The sequence below is a fragment of the Paenibacillus sp. FSL R5-0527 genome (assembly GCF_038008055.1).
Taxonomy (GTDB): Bacteria; Bacillota; Bacilli; order Paenibacillales; family Paenibacillaceae; genus Fontibacillus; species Fontibacillus macerans.
In genome coordinates this window covers 6,073,894-6,096,727 of sequence record NZ_JBBOYI010000001.1, presented here as the reverse complement: position 1 = coordinate 6,096,727, position 22,834 = coordinate 6,073,894, and the positions used below count along the sequence as shown (strand labels likewise).

At 44.3% G+C, this 22,834-nt stretch carries 28 protein-coding genes; all 28 read left to right on the top strand.

Going from position 1 to position 22,834, the window contains the following annotated elements; genetic code table 11:
* Positions 1-14: 14 nt before the first annotated feature.
* The 28 genes from NYE69_RS27085 to NYE69_RS26950 all read left to right on the top strand — a co-directional run bounded on the left by NYE69_RS27085 (position 15) and on the right by NYE69_RS26950 (position 22,798).
* The gene (locus NYE69_RS27085) at positions 15-479 is read left to right on the top strand and encodes a hypothetical protein (protein ID WP_340928896.1); all 465 of its coding nucleotides are present in this window, start codon (positions 15-17) and stop codon (positions 477-479) included.
* Entirely contained in the window at positions 476-1,039 is a 564-nt protein-coding gene (locus NYE69_RS27080) for a hypothetical protein (protein ID WP_340928894.1), read from the top strand. The genes NYE69_RS27085 and NYE69_RS27080 overlap by 4 nt, the downstream gene beginning before the upstream one ends.
* Positions 1,040-1,047: 8 nt before the next feature.
* Entirely contained in the window at positions 1,048-1,614 is a 567-nt protein-coding gene (locus tag NYE69_RS27075) for a hypothetical protein (RefSeq protein ID WP_340928892.1), read from the top strand.
* Entirely contained in the window at positions 1,611-2,186 is a 576-nt protein-coding gene (locus NYE69_RS27070) for a hypothetical protein (RefSeq protein ID WP_155621300.1), read from the top strand. The genes NYE69_RS27075 and NYE69_RS27070 overlap by 4 nt, the downstream gene beginning before the upstream one ends.
* A 1-nt stretch (position 2,187) precedes the next feature.
* The gene (locus NYE69_RS27065) at positions 2,188-2,622 is read left to right on the top strand and encodes a hypothetical protein (RefSeq protein WP_155621301.1); all 435 of its coding nucleotides are present in this window, start codon (positions 2,188-2,190) and stop codon (positions 2,620-2,622) included.
* Between the two features lie 16 nt (positions 2,623-2,638).
* Complete coding sequence (locus tag NYE69_RS27060; protein ID WP_155621302.1) at positions 2,639-2,842, top strand: hypothetical protein; 204 nt, start codon at positions 2,639-2,641, stop codon at positions 2,840-2,842.
* Between the two features lie 44 nt (positions 2,843-2,886).
* The gene (locus tag NYE69_RS27055) at positions 2,887-3,672 is read left to right on the top strand and encodes a hypothetical protein (RefSeq protein WP_340928890.1); all 786 of its coding nucleotides are present in this window, start codon (positions 2,887-2,889) and stop codon (positions 3,670-3,672) included.
* A 67-nt stretch (positions 3,673-3,739) separates the two neighbouring features.
* A complete protein-coding gene (locus NYE69_RS27050; protein WP_340928888.1) occupies positions 3,740-4,087 on the top strand; it encodes a hypothetical protein in 348 nt (115 codons plus the stop codon).
* An 82-nt stretch (positions 4,088-4,169) separates the two neighbouring features.
* The gene (locus NYE69_RS27045; RefSeq protein ID WP_340928886.1) at positions 4,170-4,361 is read left to right on the top strand and encodes a hypothetical protein; all 192 of its coding nucleotides are present in this window, start codon (positions 4,170-4,172) and stop codon (positions 4,359-4,361) included.
* A gap of 76 nt (positions 4,362-4,437) precedes the next feature.
* Positions 4,438-9,375, top strand: coding sequence for a phage tail tape measure protein (locus NYE69_RS27040; protein ID WP_340928884.1), 4,938 nt, complete (start codon positions 4,438-4,440; stop codon positions 9,373-9,375).
* Positions 9,372-9,929 (top strand): distal tail protein Dit, encoded by a 558-nt coding sequence (locus NYE69_RS27035; RefSeq protein WP_340928882.1) that lies wholly within the window; start codon positions 9,372-9,374, stop codon positions 9,927-9,929. The genes NYE69_RS27040 and NYE69_RS27035 overlap by 4 nt, the downstream gene beginning before the upstream one ends.
* 11 nt (positions 9,930-9,940) lie before the next feature.
* Positions 9,941-10,354, top strand: a complete 414-nt coding sequence (locus NYE69_RS27030) for a phage tail fiber protein (protein WP_340928880.1) — start codon at positions 9,941-9,943, stop codon at positions 10,352-10,354.
* A gap of 10 nt (positions 10,355-10,364) precedes the next feature.
* Complete coding sequence (locus NYE69_RS27025; protein ID WP_340928878.1) at positions 10,365-12,593, top strand: hypothetical protein; 2,229 nt, start codon at positions 10,365-10,367, stop codon at positions 12,591-12,593.
* 11 nt (positions 12,594-12,604) lie between these two features.
* A complete protein-coding gene (locus tag NYE69_RS27020) occupies positions 12,605-13,147 on the top strand; it encodes a hypothetical protein (protein ID WP_340928876.1) in 543 nt (180 codons plus the stop codon).
* Positions 13,148-13,149: 2 nt separating this feature from the next.
* Positions 13,150-13,299 (top strand): XkdX family protein, encoded by a 150-nt coding sequence (locus NYE69_RS27015; protein WP_340928874.1) that lies wholly within the window; start codon positions 13,150-13,152, stop codon positions 13,297-13,299.
* A gap of 39 nt (positions 13,300-13,338) precedes the next feature.
* Positions 13,339-13,968 carry a phage distal tail protein gene (locus NYE69_RS27010; RefSeq protein WP_340928872.1) on the top strand — a complete coding sequence of 210 codons (630 nt, stop codon included), beginning with the start codon at positions 13,339-13,341 and terminating at the stop codon, positions 13,966-13,968.
* A 12-nt stretch (positions 13,969-13,980) separates the two neighbouring features.
* Positions 13,981-16,152, top strand: a complete 2,172-nt coding sequence (locus tag NYE69_RS27005) for a phage tail protein (protein ID WP_340928869.1) — start codon at positions 13,981-13,983, stop codon at positions 16,150-16,152.
* A gap of 78 nt (positions 16,153-16,230) precedes the next feature.
* Positions 16,231-16,818: a 2,' 3'-cyclic nucleotide 2'-phosphodiesterase gene (locus tag NYE69_RS27000; RefSeq protein WP_340928867.1), complete on the top strand. Its 588-nt coding sequence runs from the start codon at positions 16,231-16,233 to the stop codon at positions 16,816-16,818.
* A 36-nt stretch (positions 16,819-16,854) separates the two neighbouring features.
* Complete coding sequence (locus tag NYE69_RS26995) at positions 16,855-17,109, top strand: hypothetical protein (RefSeq protein WP_340928865.1); 255 nt, start codon at positions 16,855-16,857, stop codon at positions 17,107-17,109.
* Between the two features lie 113 nt (positions 17,110-17,222).
* Positions 17,223-17,480, top strand: coding sequence for a hypothetical protein (locus tag NYE69_RS26990; protein WP_340928863.1), 258 nt, complete (start codon positions 17,223-17,225; stop codon positions 17,478-17,480).
* Positions 17,422-17,745 (top strand): hemolysin XhlA family protein, encoded by a 324-nt coding sequence (locus NYE69_RS26985; RefSeq protein WP_340928861.1) that lies wholly within the window; start codon positions 17,422-17,424, stop codon positions 17,743-17,745. The genes NYE69_RS26990 and NYE69_RS26985 overlap by 59 nt, the downstream gene beginning before the upstream one ends.
* Positions 17,746-17,764: 19 nt before the next feature.
* Positions 17,765-18,667: a glycoside hydrolase family 25 protein gene (locus NYE69_RS26980; protein ID WP_340928859.1), complete on the top strand. Its 903-nt coding sequence runs from the start codon at positions 17,765-17,767 to the stop codon at positions 18,665-18,667.
* Between the two features lie 6 nt (positions 18,668-18,673).
* A complete protein-coding gene (locus NYE69_RS26975; protein WP_155621490.1) occupies positions 18,674-18,961 on the top strand; it encodes a phage holin family protein in 288 nt (95 codons plus the stop codon).
* Complete coding sequence (locus tag NYE69_RS26970) at positions 18,954-19,556, top strand: M23 family metallopeptidase (protein ID WP_340928858.1); 603 nt, start codon at positions 18,954-18,956, stop codon at positions 19,554-19,556. Before NYE69_RS26975 ends, NYE69_RS26970 begins: the two co-directional genes overlap by 8 nt.
* 311 nt (positions 19,557-19,867) lie before the next feature.
* On the top strand, positions 19,868-21,061 hold the full coding sequence (locus NYE69_RS26965; protein WP_340928856.1) for a hypothetical protein: 1,194 nt from the start codon (positions 19,868-19,870) through the stop codon (positions 21,059-21,061).
* A complete protein-coding gene (locus NYE69_RS26960) occupies positions 21,030-21,668 on the top strand; it encodes a hypothetical protein (RefSeq protein ID WP_340928855.1) in 639 nt (212 codons plus the stop codon). The genes NYE69_RS26965 and NYE69_RS26960 overlap by 32 nt, the downstream gene beginning before the upstream one ends.
* A 9-nt stretch (positions 21,669-21,677) precedes the next feature.
* On the top strand, positions 21,678-22,184 hold the full coding sequence (locus NYE69_RS26955; protein WP_340928853.1) for a hypothetical protein: 507 nt from the start codon (positions 21,678-21,680) through the stop codon (positions 22,182-22,184).
* A gap of 236 nt (positions 22,185-22,420) precedes the next feature.
* Positions 22,421-22,798 (top strand): hypothetical protein, encoded by a 378-nt coding sequence (locus NYE69_RS26950; RefSeq protein ID WP_340928850.1) that lies wholly within the window; start codon positions 22,421-22,423, stop codon positions 22,796-22,798.
* Positions 22,799-22,834: the final 36 nt, after the last annotated feature.

Here is a 22,834-nt window from a genome sequence, read left to right as displayed (position 1 = left end):
GGAGGGAAATATAAATGGCGAGATCCAAATATGAAAAGCTTCTTGAAGCGATTGAAGCGGCCCTGAAGATTCGCGCTGAAGCCTCTGTTGGTGAAGAGCCTGGACAATTCACACAGGAAGCGCTCGATGCTTTTAATCAGGCGATTGCAGCCGCTCAAGAAATCGCTGACGTTACTGATTCGGAACCAGCGACATACGAGGAGGCATTGGTCGCACTTACAGCGTCGGTAAAATCGTTCAATGAATCGGTTGTAAAAGATCAAACCAAAGATCAGAACGGTTCCGAGCCGGAAAAAGGTCAAGGGCCTACACCGCAAAAGATTGAGCTTAAGGGCGTTGTCCTTAAAGGATGGCAAGACGGGCGAGAAGGAACCCATTCGATTCATTTGAAAAAGCGAATTGTCAGCTTTGTCAATGGAAAAGCGAATGTCACTCCTGAATTGGCTGAAGAGTTGCAGAAAGCTGGATACATCGAATGAGCCAGTACCTTACGGTTGATGAAATAGGATATTTCCCAGCCGGAACGGTGCCGACCGAAGGCTTGATAATTCGAGCATCCGCAATCATTGACGGATACTGCAAACGATCAATATCTGTGACGACTTACACTGAACGTATTCCTCTAACAAACGGGAGAGGGCACCTTTCATATTACCCTGTCGCGGAGATTAATGAGGTAAAGGGAAGGGCGGCTTACGGGTTAACCGGAGATACTTTTTTTGGTACTCCCGGATTCGAGCCAGTTGATCCGAACTACATCGATATTGATAAGGAAATCGGAACAGTCTGGTGTGGGAGTAATCTTTTCGGCTCCCCGTATACAGAGTTGGAAGTTACCTATTCAAGCGGTTGGGACCCGATACCGGAAAAGGTAAAGGCCGCTTGCGGGTTGCTTGTTGGTCAAATTGCTTCTAACCCTAATTCAAATGTGAAGTCGAAGAAGGACTTTGATTTCAGCATTGAATATTTCGGCGGCGGGATGATCAATCCAGAAATTGCCGACTTGTTGTCGGAATACACACTCCGCTCATTTAGGTAGGTGATACGATGTTTTATGAATTTTCACACCGGCACACGCCTTGTACCGTGGATGGAAATCCAGAGGCAGTCATTTTGTCTCGGGAAACCAAAGCGACCACGATAATCGGTAAAGAATATCTTTTCAGCGGTCTATTCGCACCGACATCATCCGTCGCTCCTGGTTCTGCCGTTGAAACAGACGACTTCTTTTTGGTCCAGACGATGCGTTTAAGCACGGAGAAGGACAAATACTGCTCTCTGCTCAAAACGAACGTCACGGCCGAAATCCAACGTTACACGCAAGAATATGACAAGAATGATAATCCGGTTGGTGACCCTGATTTCATTCTTGTGCAGGCAACGAAAGGATTCGCCCAGTTCGTATCGGCCCAACTCCGGTTAGAAGATCCCGGACTGCTTCCAACAACGACGTACATCCTGCTTTTGCAAACGTCAGCGGACGTTAAGAAGCCTCAAGGTCTGCTCTCGCCGGATCGCGTGTTGCTGAAAGGCCGTCCTTATCAGGTCGATGTCGTTGATGATTTGAAGTACCCCAATCTGCTGCATGTGCAATTGTCGGAGGACACACGATGATTGCGGGTTACGATGCGGAGAAAGCGGCGCACGATCTTCAGCGAAGCTTGTCCGTCGAGATCGCCGGACTTACGAAATTGGTCATGCTCACAGCCAAAACGAACATCCGATATTATCCCGAAGTCAGAAACTATTTGAAAATGGAATTGACCAATCTTGCGAATCGCATGATTAAGGGAGAAATAACGGCGGACTATTGGCAAGCATGGCTAGAACAGTTCGGTAAGGGCTCCTTGATGGCAAGCCAGAGAGAAAACCCCGGGTTGGTCACTTACATGAACAGCGAATATTGGAACCGGGTTCGCTCAAAAGGGACAAAGGTTGTTGTTGGTCGGCCACAAGGCGTCTACAAAAGCATCGATGGCGAAGTCAGGCGTTCGGGCGGGTCATATGTCGGGGTGGATTTGGAAGAACTGGCCGCGCGGGGAGACATTGATCCGAGTTATGGGCCAACGCCGCCAACCTTCTTTTTACGCGTTGCGTTGCAATCGAATAGGAACCGAATTCTTCAAGGAATCAGCCAGGTCATCACAGAGTTTCCGTATCACAAATACTTCATTCAGAGGCGATAAGATGGAAGATATGCTGATTGATGCTATATATAACACCTTAAAGCGTGATGACCAATTCATGGCGTTTTTTGGGCTTTCCCCATCATCTCCTTCGGAAAGTATCGTGACACGGATAGTGAGGGGGATCGAGCCCGATAAGGCGGTAACTGGTAAAGATGTACCCATGATGTTGATTTATCTCAAACCTGGACGTTTCAGCCGGAACTATCTTGTTTACGAAGGAAAGTTCTGCTTAGACGTCTATGGCAAGAATAGAAATCAAGCGAAACAGATTGCGGATCGCGCATTTCGTTTGTTTCACGACCAGCAAATCCGGGACGAAAACTATTTGTCTTCGCTGTGTTCGCTGGCCTATGAAGCCGACTTTGCAACCGGGATAACCGGCGTTAAAGGCTATGAAATCATCTTTGATGTAAATTATCACCGAATAAATTGAAAGCGAGGTGAGAGTGGTGGAGGGAGTAAAACGAAACTCTAAAGCAGTACAGGAAAAGAAGGAACCCACCGAGCTTGAAAGTCTGATTGATGAAAAAGTCACTTTGTCTAAAAAGCTTGGTATCATGGGTAATCTGGAGCCGGTAAAGGGCTACAAAGAAACCGATGAGTACAAACGCATCCAGGAAATTGATAAGCGACTTTGGGAACTTGTGAAATAATATCGCAGGTTCCTTTTTTATTACCCAAGGAGGGATAAATCAATATGGCTGAACCGTTAGTATTTGATGGCGTCGGGAAGATCTGGGCAAGAGAACTCGACGGAACGTTGAAGTACATTGATGAAAAGATTAACAGCGTAATGTTCGCGCCGCAATTCGCCTGGGAAAAGGTGTTCGGCGGCGAGTCGGGATATCCGTTTCACTTGACGGCCCAGGACTTGGCGGACACGCTCAGCATTGAGGTGCCGCGTTATTCCCCGCTGCTGGCCGAATTGTCTCAGGGCGCGGCCACAGAGCAGAGAGAAGTAACCTTTGATGAAAATGAGGAGGGTATTCTTGCCGCCTCCGGTTACAAAATCAAAGCTCCAAGCAAATTCGGAGGTACTTTTGTGACGGGCAGTGAGGAAGTATATCTGAAATCCCCGGAAGGAGCGCTGACTAAACTCGCAAAGGCGGCGACCACGCCGACAGCGGAACAATACAGCATTACGGCGGACGGCACGATTACATCTGACTCTACGAACGAAAATAAAAATATTATCGTAGTCTTCAAGTGGAAGAAAGATAAAGGAACAATTAACGGATTCACCGGCACGCGCAAGCCGAAGCCCTTTAAGTTCGTGCATCGGTTTGAACTTATTAATGACAGAACCGGAAATCCGGTTCAGGTTCAATTGACCGTCTACAAGGCTATCGGCGGCGGCACCCTTAATGTCGGCGCGACACGGAAAACACCGTCTACAAGTACGTTGGCTCTTGAGGTTCTGGAGCCGGACATTACAGCGGATAACCCGAACGGATACGCTGCCGAAATCATCTTCTCGGAATAAAAAAATATTCTGCGGCCCTCTCGTCTGGAAATGGCGAGGGGGCTGCTTATTTTAAGGAGGACTCACGATGAGTGAAGTTAAAGAGGAACAAGCATTGGACCAAACTTTGAATATCGGTTCTGAAATACGACTTGGTGACGGCATTATTAAGCATGTTAAGATCGGTACCATCGCTACTATTCGCAAGGTACGCCAGATTATGAAGGGCAAGGAATACCGCTTTTCATTTGCTATTGGGCGTGATAAATTGCCAGCAACAGAGGATCGCCCGGAAATTGACTTCCCGGCTGTGGAGGCGGCATATAAAGAAGCATTCAACCTTGTTCTGGTCGAAGGCCTGACGGAAAAAGAATATGAAAACGTGGACGAAGACGGTCTGAAAGTGCTGGATGATCTTCTGAACCGATTTCTATAGTGAATCGTTTCCGCCTCCTGATCCTGACGAGGATGAGGAGGAAGAGGAAGAAGAGCAGGACAAAGGCAAGGCAACGGATTGGATGGCGCTGTGGGCGCTTTGCGTGAGTATGGGGGTTTCGGACAGCGAATGGCCGAATATGACCATACCAAAAATCAGAGCGCTGTCCAAAATAAAAAAACAACAAAATGAACTAGAAGTCATTTTGCACGGCGGAAAAATAGAAAATAAACCGAAGAAAGCCAAGTTCCTCTCGGATTTGGGGATCTTCTGATAGCCCACTCTCCGAACGAGTGGGCTTTTTTGCATTTTCAGGTCAGGAAAATTTTCCTTAGTAAGAGGGTGAACATGTGGCAGACGAATTAAACAAGGACGTTGTTGGGGCCAGGATTAACCTCGACACCTCCAAAATACTGCAATCATTTAAAACGATCGATGAAGGCGCGCGTGGTAACGCTGAGTCATTTAAAATTCTGAATGCTGAACTAGCAATTACGCAGAAAAACTATACCGCTTTGGCGAGTGCGGCGGATAAAATTGCGTTGTCATCCGAAGAGCGCCGAAGAAAGATTCTTGCCGAGTCTGAGGCGTTAGTAAAACAGCGCACGGCTCAAGCGGAGCTTTTGGTAGCTAAAAAGCAGCAGCTTGACCAAACGAACAATCTCGTTGATGCGAAACTAAAGGCACAACAGGCCATTGTCAATAAGAGGCAGGCTGCAATAGAACAACAGGAACGTGAACACCAACAAAGGATGACTTTACTTCAACAGAGAACAAGTTTGGTTAGTTCACAAGAGAGCCTGGTTCAAGCAAAGCTCGATAGACAATTGCAGCAATTAAAACAAGGTAATGCCAAAATCGAAACCGAAGCTGAACGCCATGCAGCTCGGATGAAGATTATAGATAAAGCTGATGACTATCTATTCAGCAATGCAAACAAAGGATTTCTTTCAAACGCCGCTCAATATGCCCAACATGCGCTCGTATTTCATACCATTACCCAAGCCGTCCACGAAGCTCAAAAAGCCCTCAAAGAAGGTCTTGTTGATATTGAGTCAAGAATGGCCGGATACGTCCAGACTAACGAGCATTACTTCTTAGAGTATAACGATGGAACAAAAGAAATGGTGATGAATACTGAAAAGCTGAGCACGGAAACCGAAAGATTCATCCATACTGCTCACGAATTAGGTGCGGAAATCAATGACGTCACCGAATCCGCTCGTTTATGGGGGCGGATGTATAAGGATGTTAACATAGTTCAGGAATTGGTGCGGCAATCGACTAAGCTATCAACCGTTGACTTAGTTGGACTCATTGATTCAACAGAGATGATGGAATCCGTCATGTCTCAATACTCCGTCCATCTTGAAAATGCTAACGATGCGATGGTTATTGGTAATCGCGTGTTGGATTCTTGGTCAAAAGTCGCACACGAAACCATGGCACCGGCCCGCGACTTGGGCGCAGCATTTGAACGAACAGGTAAAATTGCCGCTGAGACTGGTGTTTCATTCGACTTTATGAACGGCCTTATTTCCTCTGGTATTCGTAACACAGCCCTTTCCGGGGAAAACCTAGGGAACATGTGGAAGACTGTTCTCGGTACGATCAGAACGGAGAAGGCAGTAAATGAAATCGAAGCACTTGGCGTAGCTACAAAAGAAGTCGTTGACGGTACCGAGCAGTGGAGAAAAGCGGAAGATATCTTACTCGATCTTTCTGTAAAGGTCATTGATAAGAACTATGATCTCACGCAATCTTATGCTGACATTTCTCGGGGCGTATACCAGTTTGCGAAGCTGGCAGCATCATTGAACGCTGGCGACATCCTTTTAGGCACAGCCGCATCGATCGGTTCGACAGGAAGCACAATGGAGTACCTAAAGGTGCAGATGGATACCATCCAAAGAAAGGCGTCCCAAACAAGAACTTCACTATTAGAAATATTTAATACTGCTGGTGATGATGGATTACGATCTGCAATCAAAAGCTCGCTTGATATTCTCGATCAACTACTCATCGGTATTACAAAAATTCCAAAGGGAGCGATGGAAGCAACAGCCGGTATTGCTGGCTTAATAGCATTATACAAGACCATAGTTCCGCTACTAACACAATGGAGGGAAGCCCAAGCCGCGTTAAATGCGGCCATACAAATGCATGCGGCTATGAATACTGCAGCCACTGAATCAATGGTCGTGTATACTGCTGCTGCTAAATCTGCAATGGCAACAACAGCGGCTTGGACGGCCGGAATCTCTTTGGTAGTTGGTTTATTAGCGACGTATATTTTTACTCTTGGATCAGCCGAAAAGGCAGAGAGAGATAGAATCCAAAGACTTAAGGACGAAGATGCTGCAAGTCAGCAAATGATCAGTCAATATGAGCGGCAAATTGAGCTTCTCCCTAAACTCGTTAGCGCACATAATTCGCTGAAGGAATCTATGGATTCAGGAAATCTATCGAACGAGAAACAAATCCAAGTTAAGAAACAGTTAGATCAAGTATCTCAAGCTCTTGAGATGACATTAGGCAAGGAAGGTGCCGCTCAACTTGAAGCGGCTAAATATACTGACGAAGCAGTGCAAATTCAGGTTAACGCTTTGAATCGACTTATTGAAGCTCAAAGAGAATCACGAAGAAACGTTCTTGCTGATCAGGAAAATGAATTATCTAAAAAGCTTGAAGAAAACACAAAAGAGTTAGAAAAAGCTAAAACCAAACTCGAATCACTAAAAAATAGTGTAACTCAAATGATGGGTCAGTTTTTCGTAGGTATGTTTACTGGTAAGGATATGAAGACTTCTATCGATTCGATTTCTTCATATACCGATAAAGTAAAAGATTTAGAAATGGAGAATCATAAATTAGAGTCTTCTCTTGCTGACGTTAGAGTCCAAGCAGGGCAATTAGCAGTTGACGAAATAGATCAGCTTGCAGGATCATCAGGTAAGCTAAGCGAAGCAAATGACCGGCTCGGAGAAACATTTGAAAATTTGCAGGAACAAATTCAAGGTAATAGCACAACTATATCGGAACTAAATCAATTGCTATATGAGTTATCGGAAGGCCAGTCCCTAAACGCTGAGAATGCAGCCGATTTAATTCTTAAGTACCCGCAGCTTGCGGACGCCATCTACAAGACGGCAGATGGTTGGAAATTTGAGAAGGACGCTGTTGACGTCCTTAGAAAAGCCAAAATCCAGAAAGCCATAGATGAACTTGAGGCTGAAAAGAATTCAGCATTTAATGTAAAACTCGCAACAGAAGATCGATTGAAGGCATACCACATAGAAGCTCAATCAATAAAAAGTTTGGCTGACTTAAAATCAAAACTAAACGGCGCTAGTACTCAATCTGATGTGTTATCAACCGGTGAGGACTTGAAGTACTTTAAGCCTCAGTTTGAAGAAGAAGGCAAAAAGGTCATGGCAGAGAGGGAAGCTGCCGCGAAAGCGGAAAGGAATGAACTCGATGACATTTATGCCGAATACGAAGCTGAGATGAAAACTTACGACGACAAGATCAAAGCTTTGACCGGCTTATATCAAGACAAATGGTTTGGTGTCTCGAAGTCATCCGGCAAAAATGGCAAAGAAAAATCTAGTAAAAAGGATGATCCGCTTCAAAAACAATTTGAAGCATCGCAAAAATTTATTGAGCATCAGAAGGCTATTGGACGCATGAGTACTCAGCAGGAATTATTGGCTTGGGAACGCGTCCAGGCCCGGTATAAAGCCGGATCAGAGCAGCGGCTTCAAGCCGACGAGAAAGTTTATGACTTACGAAAGAAGTTGGCAGAAGAGACCGCTAAGAAGGAAAAAGAAGCCTACGATGCTTCGATGAAATGGATTTCCCATCAAAAAGGTATTCGGGAGGTTTCCGCTCAACAAGAATTGGAAATGCTACTCCGGGTTCAGGCACGGTACAAAGCCGGATCGGAAGAAAGAATGCAGCTAGATGAGCAGGTTTATGCAGCCAAAAAAGCAGCGGAACAAGAATTCTTTTCCGAGTTTACAAAGAACCTTAACCATCAAAAGGCCATGGAGCAGTTATCCACCGAGGACGAAATCAAAGCTTGGGAAAAAATCCGCGCTATGTATCGCGAGGGTACAGACCAGAGGATGCAGGCGGAAGAACAATTATATTCCTTGAAGAAAAAACTCATGGACGAAGAACAGCAAACGGTCACGGTCTCCATAAAATCGATCAAATCCAAGATGGATTCCGCTAAAAACGATGCCATCAAAGCAATTGAGGCGGAACGGGACGCTTTTTTGGCTGCGCAAGATGACAAAATCAAGGCAATCGACGATCAGTTGAAGGCTATGGAACGTCTTTATGTTGAAGAGGATTATGAACGTCAGTTGGCCGAAAAACAGGCCCGTCTTGCTTTGCTCCAATCGGCTGTTGGTCCAGAAGGCATCGCCGAAAGAAAACAGGTGCAGAAAGATATCGAGGACATGCAGCGGGAACATGACCGTGATCTCGCTAAACAAAGCCTTGAAGATCAGAAGCAGGCGCTGGAAGATGAAAAGCGGCAAAAGGAACAGGATTATAACGAACAGATTGATGCGGCCAACCGACACTACGAAGAGTTGTCCAGCGCATTCGATTCTTTTTCTGAAACCATTCAATTCAAGGCGGAAGACTTGAAACAAATCCAAATTCTTAAAGAGGGCGAGAAAAACGCTGAAATCCTTGCTCAACTAGATCAATTTATTGCAGAGTACCAGGCCAAAATGGACAGTATTAACTCTATTTCTTCGCCTACCTATTCCGGCGATAGCGGAAGAGGTGGAATATCCGAAGAGGATCAGGACCTAATCCGCTACAATAACAACGTTGATAAATGGTACTCTAAAACGGCAACACCTGAAGACAAGGCTGCTGCCCACGCTGAGAATGAAGCGTTACGGAAGAAATACGGGATTAAGAAGGATACCGGGAAACTCCAACATTTTAAGTCAGGTGGAGTAGTACAAGGAATTCGAGGCGAAGCCGTTCCTGTAGTTGCTCATGCAGGGGAAATGTACATTAATGAGCAGCAGCAGAGAAATCTATTTAAACTGCTCAATTTCAAGATGCCTTCAATTAACTTTACAATGCCAAGTTTCTCTCTTCCGGCAGCTTCTGGCGGCTCAAATCCGCAGGTAAACCACAATTACTACACAGTGCAAACAGGAGATACTTATATTGAAGATGAGTCTACAGCGCGGGTATACTGGACCGAAAAAGACAACTTTATCCGGCGAATGCAATCCAGAGGGGGCGGTAAAGGTTGATTACAGTAACTGCTGATGGCATTGATCTTCGGTCGATAGGATTAGGGGTTAAAAAGCATAACATCCCTCCCTTACCGGAGACGCGGGACAACAGCATAGAAATAGCTGAGAGGGACGGGGAATTAGATTTTGGCAGCACTTATGGACCTCGAACATTTGACCTCGAATGCATTATTATGGCTAATGACACAACAATTGATTATCAAAACAGAGTCGCCCAAGTGGCGGCTCTTTTTAATGCTAAGAAAGGGGATATCATATTTACCTTCTCTGATCGTCCTGGAAAACGATACATCGGACGATATGCCGGAACAATCAGCATCGACAAATTGATTTTTGATGGGAACGTAACAATACCTATCAAAATGGGCGAGAATCCTTTTCCGGTTAGTGATGAGAGGATCACGGAGCTAACCATTACACAATCTCCGCAGGTTGTATCCGTCCAATCTGTCGGCGATGAACGGGCGAGCCCGGTGATCGTACTAACCAATATCGGAACGACAACTTTACAGAACTTTAAAATACTTAATGAATATAAAGTCGAAGATTAGGAGGGGTTAATTTGGCAGACGAGATTTTGTTATCCAAATCGAATTACTGGAAGATGGCTTGTTTAAACGCAGCGCTCCGGGGCGTAACTTTTACCGCTCCATCCGCTGTTTATATTGCTCTTTATGTTAGCAACCCAACAGATGCGGACACAGGACAGGAGGTAACCGGTAGCGGCTATGCGAGAAGACAAGTTAAGTTTAGCGCGCCGACTGTCGTTGATCGTCGAGCGGTTGTACAAAACATAGAGGATGTATCTATGCCAGAGGCTACGGCAGACTGGGGGCTTATAACGCATATCGGTATTAGAGACGCAGCGACCGGAGGGAATTTGTTATATCACGGTGCAGTCAAACGCCCAAGAACTGTGCTAGATGGCGATCAAATCCGTTTCTCTATTGGCAAACTAGTAATCGATGAAGGGTAGGTGATAAGCAATGAAAAAGATGTATCGCGGTGTAACGAACTCGCCTAAAACAGAGCTAGTAGCACTGATAACGGAAATGGATACTGAGATAGAAGTTAATGACATATCTGTCCTGCTACCAAACGAGGGGATAGCTGTAATTGGCAATGGGGACGTTGCAGAGACAATCAAATATTCAGAAGTTGAGGGAAATGTACTAAAGGGTTGCATTCGAGGTTATGAGGGAATCGCACGATCTTGGACAGCAGGAACGAGGGTAGCACGTAATTTTGCCGCTTCGGACTGGAACACCGCTATCGATAATATTGAAGGCTTATATGGTCGTCTCGACGATGAAAAAACCGTTCCGCTCACACTAAATCTCGGGCTACAATTGGTCACCGCAGCCAAGGGCGCGAGGTTTAAACTCGGTCAGATCACAGGCAAGACGGAGATCAACGGGCAGGGGAGGATCGGCATAATCGGAGTAGAAAATCCGTATGTGATCGGTGTGTCGGGTAATCTGCTGCCGCCGCTTTATGAGTATGAGGGAATTACAAATCCTTCGTCTGAATGGAGTTTTAATTCCGATTATGAGGCGGTTCAGAAGACAGTATCCACGGAAGGACATTACATTAAATTCCAGATAGATGTAGAACCAGATATGGAGTACGCCCTATCCTGTGAACATAATGGATATATGGCAGTCACGACACGGGATGGCACCACTCAAATCGTGCCATGGACAAATTCGCAAGAAGTCACTTTCAATCCAAGTGACTCCATCATATATGTATTCTTTGGGAATTATAACGGAAGTACAGGGGTGGCAGGTACCTATACCTATAAAAACCCTATCCTCGTCGTCGGTTCCGAACCTAAGCCGTTTCAGCCGCAGCGAAAGTACATGCTTGCTTTTCAAACGGAGTTGCACGCAAATCCGACGGACGGGAGCGATCCGGATATACTGTTTGAACAAAATGGGCAGTATTTTAAGTTGGCTAAGTGGAAAAAGGTTGTGCTGGATGGATCGCTTAATTATACCGTTTACGGAAGTAAAGACGGATTTAGGACGATTTCAACCCCTGTTCCTGGCGCTGTGTACCCCTCAACTGTCACAGATACAATAGGGGAGATGACAAAGTATGATGGGAAATTACTTACCAAAAATGATGCTTTTAACATCAATGATTCATGGTATTTGAACGGGGCTATTAAAAGTGCTATCCTCTCAATTCCTAGCGCTGACAGTGGTTGGGGCGATGACTACGAGCCAACTCAAGACGAGGTTAAGGCGTATTTTAACGGATACAAGATGTTTACGGTCGGTCAAGGACATACCAGTACCTACAATGGTACAGGGGTTAAGGCATGGGTAGCGATTATTGATATTTCAGCTCCGGAAGGTCCTGCCGATACGCAGATATTACCAACAGGCACGTACAGCCAATGGACTCCATACCAACTCCTGTACCGCCTAGCCAAAGAAAGCGTTGAACCAATTGTTTCTGAAGGTAGCCTGTTGCTGACCGAAGGCGATAACATGGTAGAAGTCGGTACGGGGATTGTGCTGCGGGAGCGGGCGAATCCTACGCTCTATCCGGCCAATGGAAACTATTATATAAACAATACCGCAGTAAGTGGCAGTCTACTGAAGAACAAGGCGTCTCTCATATTACGGGTTTACCGTAACGACCGGGTTGATAATTTTGCAAAGATCGAAAATGATGCTAACGCATACGGCAAACAGCACATCAGATTCTTGTCGGCAAACTTCGATCCAACCGCCGCCTACTCCGTCACCTACATCAAACTCGACAAATCACTAATCCAGCCAATATCAGGCACGTTGGCCGCGAACGAAAAGGCACAGATCGTCGACCTGACGGCGGGCGTAGCCGAAGCGCTCCAGCGTGTGAGCGTGGTCGAGCAGAAGAAGGCGGACGAGGATGCACCGGGGTGGATAACACCAACACTACTGAATGGATCTACCTCTTATGGACCATTTACCCCCCAATATATGAAACAGGGGGATAGAGTTTATTTAAGGGGGCAAGTTGTCCTTGCGGCATTGGGTACTACCGTCTTTAAACTGCCGGAAGACTATCGCCCTGATCGGGATATGAGGTTCTTAGGCTACTCATATAGCACACAGCCGACTTCAGGCGAAATTGTAGTAACAAGTGCAGGAGATGTATCCATTCCAACCGGGGGACTTGCTGCAACATCATTTGATGGCATTTCATTTTTAGCAAAATAGGAGGGATCAACTTGAAAGCAGTACCTAAAATTGGCCTTGACGGCCTCTATATCGAGGACATAATTATGGACGATGCCTTTTCAGGTGTCGCCCCTTTTTATGTCCGGGAACCCGATTCGGGCGCTGAGACGCTGGAAGATGTCGACACCGCCGCCGAAGACGAGCGGCCGGCAGAGGAGCCGGAGCCCGCCGGGTATATCGTCGGCGTGCCGGTTCCGCCTGGCTTGTATCTGCCAAAGTTTGATCTGGCGGCCTGGAACGAAGACAGTAGCCTGGACCCGACAGCGTATTGGTCGGAAGCCCTGACGCCGAATGAAATCGGTGACCTAATCAAGCCGAAGCCTCAGGAGCCAACGCCAACGGATCTGCTCGGCGCGGAGCTTACGGCTATAAAGTTGCAAAACATCGAGCAGCAGGCGGTAGTTAGTTCGTTGGGATCGGAGCTTACAGCGGCAAGGCTGCACAGTATACAACAGCAACAGACCATTAGCGCCTTGGGTGCGGAGTTGACGGCGGCCAAGCTTGAAATCATTAAATTAAAGGGAGATGAATAACCATGAAGTTCTGGACGTTGGCTTTTACAATGAAGTGGGTAACGGCAGAAGCGCTGCGTGGCGCTGTGAAAACCGAGCAAAATCCGTTCGGGGAGATTACGCCGGAGGAGTACAAAGAAATCACAAAGATTGACTTTGAACAACAGGAATAAGCCAAGGAAAATTTTCCTTAGCGGAAAGGAGCTGAGGATTTGTTTAACGGAGGCGGCTTTAACAACCTCGGATTTAACACCGGATCAGCAGAGGGGAACGTAATAGACCTCTCTGCTCACTTGTCTGGTAGCGGGCAAATGTACTCTCGCAAAATTGAAATGGAAGCAGATGCCAGCAGTAACGCCTTTAACAACATGCCGTTTAATACGGTTAATCAGGGCTCGAACACAGAATATTCCCTCGACTTCAACATGTACATGGCTTTATCGGCTAATTTATCCGGGGAAGGCCGAATACAAGGGGCTTTTGTCCGGGGGTACGTGTTACAAGTAGAGAGGATGTCATGCGAGGGGCGATTAAGTGCGGAAAACATACGCGGCATTGTATTGGAGCCTCGACGTATGTCCGGGGAAGGTCGGATGTTCGCCGAAGCGAGTAAGTACCACACAGATTGGATCGAGTTTACCGATGCATTTCGCCCTGGAGACGTAATCATCATTGACTCGGGAAAATTCAAAATCACGCGCAATGGAGTAAATGTATCCCATTTGTACAACGGAGACTTCTTCGACCTGAATCTTGGTGAAAACAGACTTACTTGGACGGACCCAGCGACCGGTCGGACAATTCTGTTTCGGATTACCCACCGGGATAAGTTTTTGTATTAAGGAGGCGATATCTTGCCTAATCCAACAATGCAGGTATTCGATAAAAATTTCAGACGCACTGGTACGCTGATTGATGCTTACAACATCGAGTGCAAAAGACGAATCAACAGCGACTATGAAATTACATTCATGGTGCCGATGACATCAGATGATTACCTAGAGAAAATCCAACTTAAAGGCCACGTTCGAGACGAGCGTGGCCAATTTTATGTTATCCAGTCCCGTAGCAGGTCGCGCGAAGGCCGGAAGTTGACGGCGAATATCTATTGTAACCACGTCATGTTCAAGCTGGTGGACTTTAAATTCCCTTATGCGAGTTACATTGATGAGGCGTATGGGGTCCATATTTCAACATTAACTGATAAGATTTCAGCAGCTACGGGCGGGCGTTTTACATTTCAGATTCACGATACCTTTGCTTTGCATGACGTAAAGGATTGGGGGCGTGGGGACTGCTTACAGGCGCTTAACGACGTAATCAAGATGTACGAGTGTGAAGTGGAACCCGATAATTTCGTGATCCACATCAAGAAGAAGATTGGAAGCGACAGTGGGCTTCAATACCGGCTAAAGAAAAACATTGTAAGCAGTTCGTTCAAAGACATCGGTGAGAAGCTTGTCACTCGCTTATTCGGGCAAATGAAGGATGGCCGGACGTTTATCGGTATGGATGCATCCAAATTGACCGAAGAGGAGCGGGCTTTGCTTTCTCAGGTTCCTGGAGCCATCGTTAACGGGAAACTGGCAGTAAACTATCTTATTTCCCCATATGCTTCGTTTTGGGGTAGTGACAGCGTTCCATTTTTCGACGGGGAGCTGATTAATCAGGACATAGAGGAAGCGGAAGACTTGCTTGAGGCCATGAGGAACAAACTCCGGGAACAGGAACAACCGGAATTGGAAGCAACCATTTCAGCAGCCGATTTATTTAAAATTGACAATACTGAACCGAAACCAGGCTTGGGTGATGCGGTCACTTGCATCGATCCTAAAATGGGTATGAATAAGCTAAAAGCCAGGATAACCGAGCTTATCGAGTATCCGTATAGCCGGAGTGAACATAGTCAACCGACCATTTCAAACGTCAAGCCGCGCGACTATGAAGATATTATTGCTGACTTACAAAAGAGCAAAGATCTGGTCGATAATATGTTTTCGAACGGTAAGATCCGAACGGAAGTATTCGAAGCAGCGGCAAAGCAAGTTATTATCGACATCAACAATTCCAAAACAGAATTGGTCTATCCTCCCGATGGAGGCATTTTAGCAAGAGAAAAGGACAATCCTTTGCGGCAAGTACGATTAACAGCAGCAGGCCTTGGGGTAAGTACAGACGGATGGAAGACTATCCGGGCGGCTGTAACGGCGGATGGTATTATTGGGGAAAGAATCATCGGTCAAATTGGTAACTTTGAATCCCTCTCAATCGGCAGCGGGAATGACATTATACTTCTAAATCATGTTGGCTTGTCTGCTGGGAATGCAAATTTTAATGATGCCCCGTTCAGGGTAGACATGAAGGGCAACCTCGTAGCTAATAAACTCACAGCGAATAGCGCTCAAATCAATAGCTCCAACTTTTCTAAAGGCTCCATTGTCGGCAGCAGCATTAATATCGGAGATGGCAAGTTTACCGTTGATACAGCGGGAAATATGTACGCTGGTTCTGGTAAATTTAGAGGTGATATCACGGCCTCGACGTTTACAGGCGGTACAATAACCGGCGCACTTATCCGTACAGCAGCTAGTGGGCGGCGAATCGAGATCAACTCCGGCGGAGTTATAGGCTACAATTCAAGCGGAGAAGAAGTCGTATCCCTTGGTCAAACCCATGGTGGCGGCGGGTTGGTATTCTCTGATAACGGAAGTCCAAGAGGTGATATTTATGGAGATTCAAACGGACTTCGAATCGGTAATATGGGCGGGATATATATTGAGTCCCGGGACGATTTGACGTACTTTAGGGGAGAAGTTGATTTTTCACGTGCCGTTGTAAGTGGGCTCGATGTTAGTCAAATCGATCAATTACAGGAGGCGCTTGATAGGGTAGAGAGGAAAATCGATGCGTTACGAGGTGATTTTTACCAGGACGCAGTTATAAACGCTGCTTTTGATCCAGACACTCGAAACCTAAAGCTTTACAGTCGACATCAAACAGTAGCGACAGTCAAAATACCTAAATAACTTCACCATAATTATTTACTGGAACAATCCTCCAGTGGTAATATCAGGATATACTTATCAATTGGAGGGTTAGTAGATATGAAGAAGTGGATGTATTTATTAATTGGAGTAGTGATTGGCGCAGTTCTCGCAACAACAGGAAGCGCGTTTGCAGATCAAGTTAAATCTATGGTCGGAAAAGAGGTCGTAGGGGAATATAAGGTCAGTGTAAATGGTGCCGCCTTATCCGAAAATGCTATTGTCGTTGAAGGTAAGGCACATGTTCCTCTTCGGGCTGTATCCGACTCGTTAGGGGCGAATATAGCAGTGAATGGTAAATCGATTCAAATCACGACGAATACAGCAGATCAAACGGAGCCCGAATCTGTTACAGAAGGTAAGGCTACAAGTGGGAAATTTGCCAATTGGCCCAAGGATGAGTTAGAAGAAAGAAAAGCAAAGTTGGAAGGGTATATTATTAATGCTGAAGAGGGAAAAGAGAAAACGACGATCAATCTTGAAAGAGTTGAAAAAAGCAAAGATTCCAGTGATTTCCCAAAAACATTGGAGATTACAAACAAGAATATCGAAAGGATGAAACAAAGTATCAAGGAATCCGAAGCTGCTATCGCAGAATACAAAGCAGAGCTTCAAGAGGTAAATGCTGCTCTTGAAGCATTAAACTAATATATCAAGCATCTAGCGAGTAATGGAGGTTAATCTTTGCATAACACATTAAAGCATTTTGGAACGTTGGCACTTATAGTTGGCATAGCGGCTGGAGTTCTTGTTGGAGCCTTTAACCAATCTATCGTCGAAACTTTGATTATCGGGGTACCCGCTCTTGTTATCGGTTTATTTTTCATGGGGTTTGGCGCACTCCTCGAATCTGTACATAAGATTCAAGTACACTTAACGGGGGAAGATGAGATTATTCAGAAAGATGAAAACATGGATCTGGATGACCTAGATATGTAGACCGATACATACGCAGTAACCTAGCACTAAATACAATCTACAATATAACTGACAAAGAACATTCTCTATGAGGGTGTTCTTTTTTTGTTTTGAATGAAAAGGAGGCGGATAGCTTGGCTGAAATTAAACCTTTGCTCGGAATACAACTTGACCTAACAAGACCGGTGGATGAACTTGTATCAGTAATCAATGCGGTATTAGATAATCATCCGCAACGTGAGAGAGAAATCCTAATCGAATTAGATTCACGGATCGGGGATTTTCTTGCAAAACAATTGAAGCAAGAATTGCCGGAGGAGGGAGGCGGGGAAGTTGAGCAATCCGGAAATGGAGATCCTGACGAAGATAAACAGTCGGATAGGAAAGCTTGAAGGGAGCCAGGAAGCAAGCGTAAGGGCGATTGGCGATATGGCAACCAACATAAATAGATTGATTGAGAAGATGGACAAATCTGACGATATCGCACGCGAAGCCGAGCAACGCTCCAAATCGGCCCATCACAGAATTGACGATATGAAAAAAGAAATATCAGAAGTGAAGGGTGATATCACTTGGCTTTGGAGAACGGTAATCGGAGCCATTATCACAGGGGGAATAGGCGGGGCTGTAACTCTTATTTGGAAACTAATCGGATGATAGAAAGGAGTGGTTAAACGTGCAATCACGTAAACAAGGAAACGCTCAGGGGATTGATGTGAGTCATCATAACGGTTACGTTGACTGGGCAAAGGTGGCGGCGGACGGGATCTCGTTCGTTTTTTTAAAAGCCAGTGAGGGCAAGACGTTTGTTGATTCTACTTTCAAAAACAACGCCAAAGCGGCGCGAGCTGCCGGGCTGCTCGTAGGAGCATACCACTTTGTCAATGCAACCAGCACCGGCGCGGCTGAACTAGAAGCGAGACATTTCGCCAATACGATTCAGGGCGTTCCGCTCGATCTGTCGCCTGTCATGGACTATGAGAACAACCCGGGCGGCCTGGGCAGATCGCAGGTCAATGACGTAGCCGAAACATTTTTGTTTGAGTTGGAGCGATTGACTGGCAAACGGCCAATCGTCTATACAGGAAACAGTTTTGCATCGAATTTTAGCCCTCTCCTGGGCGCATATCCGCTTTGGATAGCTCGGTACAGCACGCAGGTACCTACGGATGTCTCGGCGTGGCGTCAATGGACATTCTGGCAGTATTCGGACGGCAAGGACGGCGGAACGCGCCAGAACGGCAGCAGGAAGGTGGCAGGCTTGGGTGGATATGTCGATCTGAACGAATTTAATGGCACACTCGCCGAATTGAAAGCTTGGGCTGGAATAACCGGAAAGGACGCGGAGAAAGTGGCAGAACGTGATATTAACAAAGTGAGCGCTTGGGCTGCGGAAAACTGGGCCGAGGCGGTGGCAAATGGGTATTTTGACGGGAGTCGCCCGGGGGCGCAGATCACCCGGGAAGAAACGGCGATTGTGGTCAATCGCCTGCGGAGGAACTTTTTGCGGCTGATTGCTGCGAATACGGAAGACATTGCGGCGCTGGACAAGCGGATGCAGGAAATCGAACAGGAGTGATAAAAGATGGATATAAACGAAGTATGGGGCATTGTAGCTAATTATATCAGCCCGGAGTTGGCCACAGTGGTAGTTGTATGCTGGATCATCGGATTTGTATTAAAACAAACGCCACGGATTCCAGACTGGTCGATCATTTACATTGTAACCGCGTTTTCTATTGTATTTGCGTTGTTTCTCTGCGGCTTCACAGTGCAAGCTATCATCCAAGGCATCCTTTGTGGTGCCTTCGCTGTGTATGGAAACCAATTTATAAAACAATTCAAAAAGAGCGGAAGTGCAAAAGATGTATAATCCATTCGTTGGATATCGGTTGACGAGTCCATTTGGATATAGGATACATCCGGTATATAAAACAAAGAAATTCCATAAGGGCGTTGATCTCGTTACACCATCCAATGGACCGATTTATGCCTTTGTAGCTGGCGAAGTTATCCACGCTAAGGAAGGCGCTAAAGGATCTGGATTCGGCGGATATGGTATCACAGTAGCAATCAAAGATAATAAGGGGTACTTACACTGTTACGCCCACTTATCAATCGCTGCTGTTAAAGTAGGCCAGCGCGTTGAACGAGGTCAAATGATCGGTCGTCAGGGCAGCACAGGAGTATCTACAGGCCCGCATTTGCATTACGAGATTCGTAAGAAGTCTTCGCCGTCTTATGGATTCACTTCGGACGAAAGCGGAGTTGTAGAGCCTACTCAGTACCTTATAAATTATTATGCAAAGGAGCTACCTAAAGTGGATGTAAAGGACGCGAATGCAATAATCGATAAATATCTTAAATCGGCTTACGGGGTAGCGAAGACAGCTTCGGAGAAAAAAGAGATCGGTCGGTTAGCCGACGCATTAAGAGTTGCTTCGGGACAACCGAAACAAAATGATTAAATACAAAAGCCCACTAACCTTCATTGAAAGTTGGTGGGCTTTTCCTTAAAAGGTTCTTTTCTAAAGTAATTAAATTCATAAAATAGGACTTTTGTAACAATTAATTACTTCCAATATTCTACAATTTCTTATAAAATAAAAACAGACAAAAGGGCGGATACCTTTTATGTCTGTTGATAAGAAAAAAGTGCTTGGGACATTTCATCTTTTGTATATGTCTTAATTTTATTATAAAGACATACGGTGAAGTTGGTTTTTGTCAACGGTCATATATTGGTGCCCCTTACATACATATATGAGAGGGGATTACTTTGTTTACTGAGAGAGTGTTAAAAAATATTCAGATTAGAGAATTAAAATTATTCTTATCTGAAAATGATGTCAAAGGTAGAACAACTAGGATAAACGCTTCTAGCACAGAATTGAAATATACGGAATACTTAAAACTCTTAGAAGAAGAAATTCTGTCTGAAGAGGAAGGAACTTTAACACCCGAAATCGTTGACCAATTTGTATTTGAACATTTGTTTTATGCGAATAACAATATACATTATATATACAGATTTAATAGCTATTTTCATGAGAATCCAAAAAGTATTGATGATTTAGTACCATTATTTACTAGAATTCCGCAATTGAATTATAATCAAAGTTTAGTTGATTGGGATGATAATACTGATCGGATCAACCTTTGTACAACGAGAGCCGACTTTTTCGAAAATAGACAGTTGAAATCCTTACATTTTTTATTTAGAATTGCAGTTCTTTCGTTAGAGTATGGTAGAACAAGTGTTTTTTGTGGGGTTACTTTAGACTTTGAACACGATTTTCTTATTATGAAATTTAACCAGAATCAATTTTCAAGAATGGAAGGAGAACCGCTTTCCATAATCAATTCAATAAAAACTGTGCTTTCGGGAGGAGGAACCTTTGATGGTACATTTTCTTGGATGGATATAAGTTTAAAGCAGCTTAACGAAGACAGTGTGAACTCAACAATATACAAATTATTTGCAGATTTGAGCTTAGAAGCAGAAGCGATTCTGGATTCTAAAATGACGGAAGAAACTATTCATCATATTGAAAGTTTCATGAAGAATGTCGGCTTAAATGAACTTGATTCAAAGATTAAAGAAGAGTATGTTAAACAAATAAAAGCCGTTATCTACCAGGATATTAGTAGAACAATGGAAGAAAAAAGGTTTCAAAAAGGGTGGGTATTTAAACTTGGATTTCGCGAGGGGGATTATAGTAGAGCATCGCAAAATGCAGAGAAAAGGTCTCCCGTGTATAGCCAACAAGTTTTTTGGCAGCTTAAAGAAATTATACACAGAACTGGAAAAATGCAAGAAGGAGGCTTTCACTGGAAATTCCCAGGTTCTTATGTTGACGTTAGGATAGAGTCTAAGAACGGCGCACTATTAGTTTATTACTATTCACGTTTGAGAGTAGGTAGAAGGGAGAAGGAAGAATATGTATTACGAAAGGTTGCTGAAAATTTTTAATAATAATAAGCTGATTTCGGCTGAGTTCCCTGTCTCCTTAGTAGCCCAACTCGAGAATTTTATTAATTCAAGCTACTCACATCATAGGAAAATCCTAAGCCCATTTCAATTTGCTAATTTTGCAAAAATCAAGTCGGATATAGCTCTGAAGTTCTTCATGTTATTCGCAAAAGATGATGGTATTTTTGAAATGATCTACTATATTGATTGTTCATCTTCTCAATGTACGAGTCGTATATACTTAACACATGAGGATCTAGATGATTTAGATAATATAGTATACTGTGACGAATGCGATAGATCTTACAAAGTATCGGATATCGCTAGGTACGTAAAGATAAACTTTCAACTCAAAGAAACCAAAGAAAATACACGAAGTTCGTCATTTGACGAGAACAGTGCGTATGATGTTCTAAAAGGATGCAATCCAAGTTTAAAAGTTCAGTCCCCTTCGTCTTTAGATAGTCAAATCTGGAATGATGAAGGGGACAACTCACAAGAATTTAGCGATGAGGTAACCTTAGAGGACGTTGTGGCTAATAACGAAATACAAAATGAACCAATTTTCGAGTATCTGAGGTCGATAACTGCATCTATTCATGGATAAGGGTGTATCATGGACAATTTAGATTCTAAGGCGGTTTTGTCTAAATTACAAATATTACTTAAATTTGTTGAAATGGATATGACTGCTTGCCAAACCACGGGAAATCTTCTTAAGAAGAAGACATGGAGGTTTAAACTTGCGTCAATATTCATTTCATTTCTCATTACAATAACATTAGGGCTCACTTTGAATACCGAGGAAACAATAATTGGGATTAATGTAGGTTTATTGGTTAAAAATTTGGCGGTTATTTTAAGTGCCCTGTTAACTGCTGTGAATACATGGGAGGCTTTCGGAAACTATCAAACACGTTCCGGTCAAGAAGCTGCTATGCTCAATAAGCTGAACATGTTGTATAAAGATATTCTGTTATATACCGATAGAAACGAAACCTGCTCATACGATACGTATGTTGATTTTAAGGGGAGGTACGATGCTATTCAGGAAGAATATATCCAAGATCGAGCATCTTCGGAAAAGGAAAAGTCTGATTCAGAGACAAAAGACGAAAATTGAATATCCCCGCCCCTCTCTAAACTTTTTCGCAGGTCTAAGTACAGAGTGTGGAAGTCTTTCGAGAGCATATCAAAAGCCCACTGTCCCTAAATGGTCGGTGGGCTTTTTTTGTTCCATAAAAAAGAAAATTGCAAAATATTTAGATATTTTTTATAGATCAGCAAGTAATTGTTTAGACAATTATTTTTTTATGACTAGAATAAAGATTGTTTAATTATGATTTAGGAGGACTATTTGTGAAGAAAAAAAATTTAAAGAAAACCAGTTTTATTTTTGCACTTTTCTTAGCTGTATTCTTAGTTTTCACAGGTACAAATACATACGCTGCAACAGTTGGTGAACAACTAACTGCTCCTGAAGAGGGCTGGCAAAGAATTGATGACATTGAACTTGATAAATATGCAAAATATACTGGAGACTGGATCAATCACATAGGGGATAACACTTCGGGTTACTATAAAAATAGAATCAAGGCTACTAAACAAATCGGAGCTTCTGTAGAGTTCAAATTCTCAGGTACTAAATTAAGACTAATTGATGTTATGGTGGATGCGCGTTCAAATGATTCTCGTATAGTTATTGACGGGGTAGAAGAATCATTCAGCACCTACTAAGATAGCTCGGTTGCCGGATGGTTGTTCTGGTGTAGT

What these genes read in the sequence shown, in the direction of transcription:
- NYE69_RS27065 (WP_155621301.1), top strand. Translation starts at nt 2,188, where the DNA reads ATGGAAGATATGCTGATTGATGCTATATATAACACCTTAAAGCGTGAT.
- NYE69_RS27045 (WP_340928886.1), top strand. Translation starts at nt 4,170, where the DNA reads ATGGCGCTGTGGGCGCTTTGCGTGAGTATGGGGGTTTCGGACAGCGAA.
- NYE69_RS26960 (WP_340928855.1), top strand. Translation starts at nt 21,030, where the DNA reads ATGTATTACGAAAGGTTGCTGAAAATTTTTAATAATAATAAGCTGATT.
- NYE69_RS27080 (WP_340928894.1), top strand. Translation starts at nt 476, where the DNA reads ATGAGCCAGTACCTTACGGTTGATGAAATAGGATATTTCCCAGCCGGA.
- NYE69_RS26975 (WP_155621490.1), top strand. Translation starts at nt 18,674, where the DNA reads ATGGATATAAACGAAGTATGGGGCATTGTAGCTAATTATATCAGCCCG.
- NYE69_RS27025 (WP_340928878.1), top strand. Translation starts at nt 10,365, where the DNA reads ATGAAAAAGATGTATCGCGGTGTAACGAACTCGCCTAAAACAGAGCTA.
- NYE69_RS27070 (WP_155621300.1), top strand. Translation starts at nt 1,611, where the DNA reads ATGATTGCGGGTTACGATGCGGAGAAAGCGGCGCACGATCTTCAGCGA.
- NYE69_RS27075 (WP_340928892.1), top strand. Translation starts at nt 1,048, where the DNA reads ATGTTTTATGAATTTTCACACCGGCACACGCCTTGTACCGTGGATGGA.
- NYE69_RS27015 (WP_340928874.1), top strand. Translation starts at nt 13,150, where the DNA reads ATGAAGTTCTGGACGTTGGCTTTTACAATGAAGTGGGTAACGGCAGAA.
- NYE69_RS26955 (WP_340928853.1), top strand. Translation starts at nt 21,678, where the DNA reads ATGGACAATTTAGATTCTAAGGCGGTTTTGTCTAAATTACAAATATTA.
- NYE69_RS27055 (WP_340928890.1), top strand. Translation starts at nt 2,887, where the DNA reads ATGGCTGAACCGTTAGTATTTGATGGCGTCGGGAAGATCTGGGCAAGA.
- NYE69_RS27050 (WP_340928888.1), top strand. Translation starts at nt 3,740, where the DNA reads ATGAGTGAAGTTAAAGAGGAACAAGCATTGGACCAAACTTTGAATATC.
- NYE69_RS27000 (WP_340928867.1), top strand. Translation starts at nt 16,231, where the DNA reads ATGAAGAAGTGGATGTATTTATTAATTGGAGTAGTGATTGGCGCAGTT.
- NYE69_RS26970 (WP_340928858.1), top strand. Translation starts at nt 18,954, where the DNA reads ATGTATAATCCATTCGTTGGATATCGGTTGACGAGTCCATTTGGATAT.
- NYE69_RS27085 (WP_340928896.1), top strand. Translation starts at nt 15, where the DNA reads ATGGCGAGATCCAAATATGAAAAGCTTCTTGAAGCGATTGAAGCGGCC.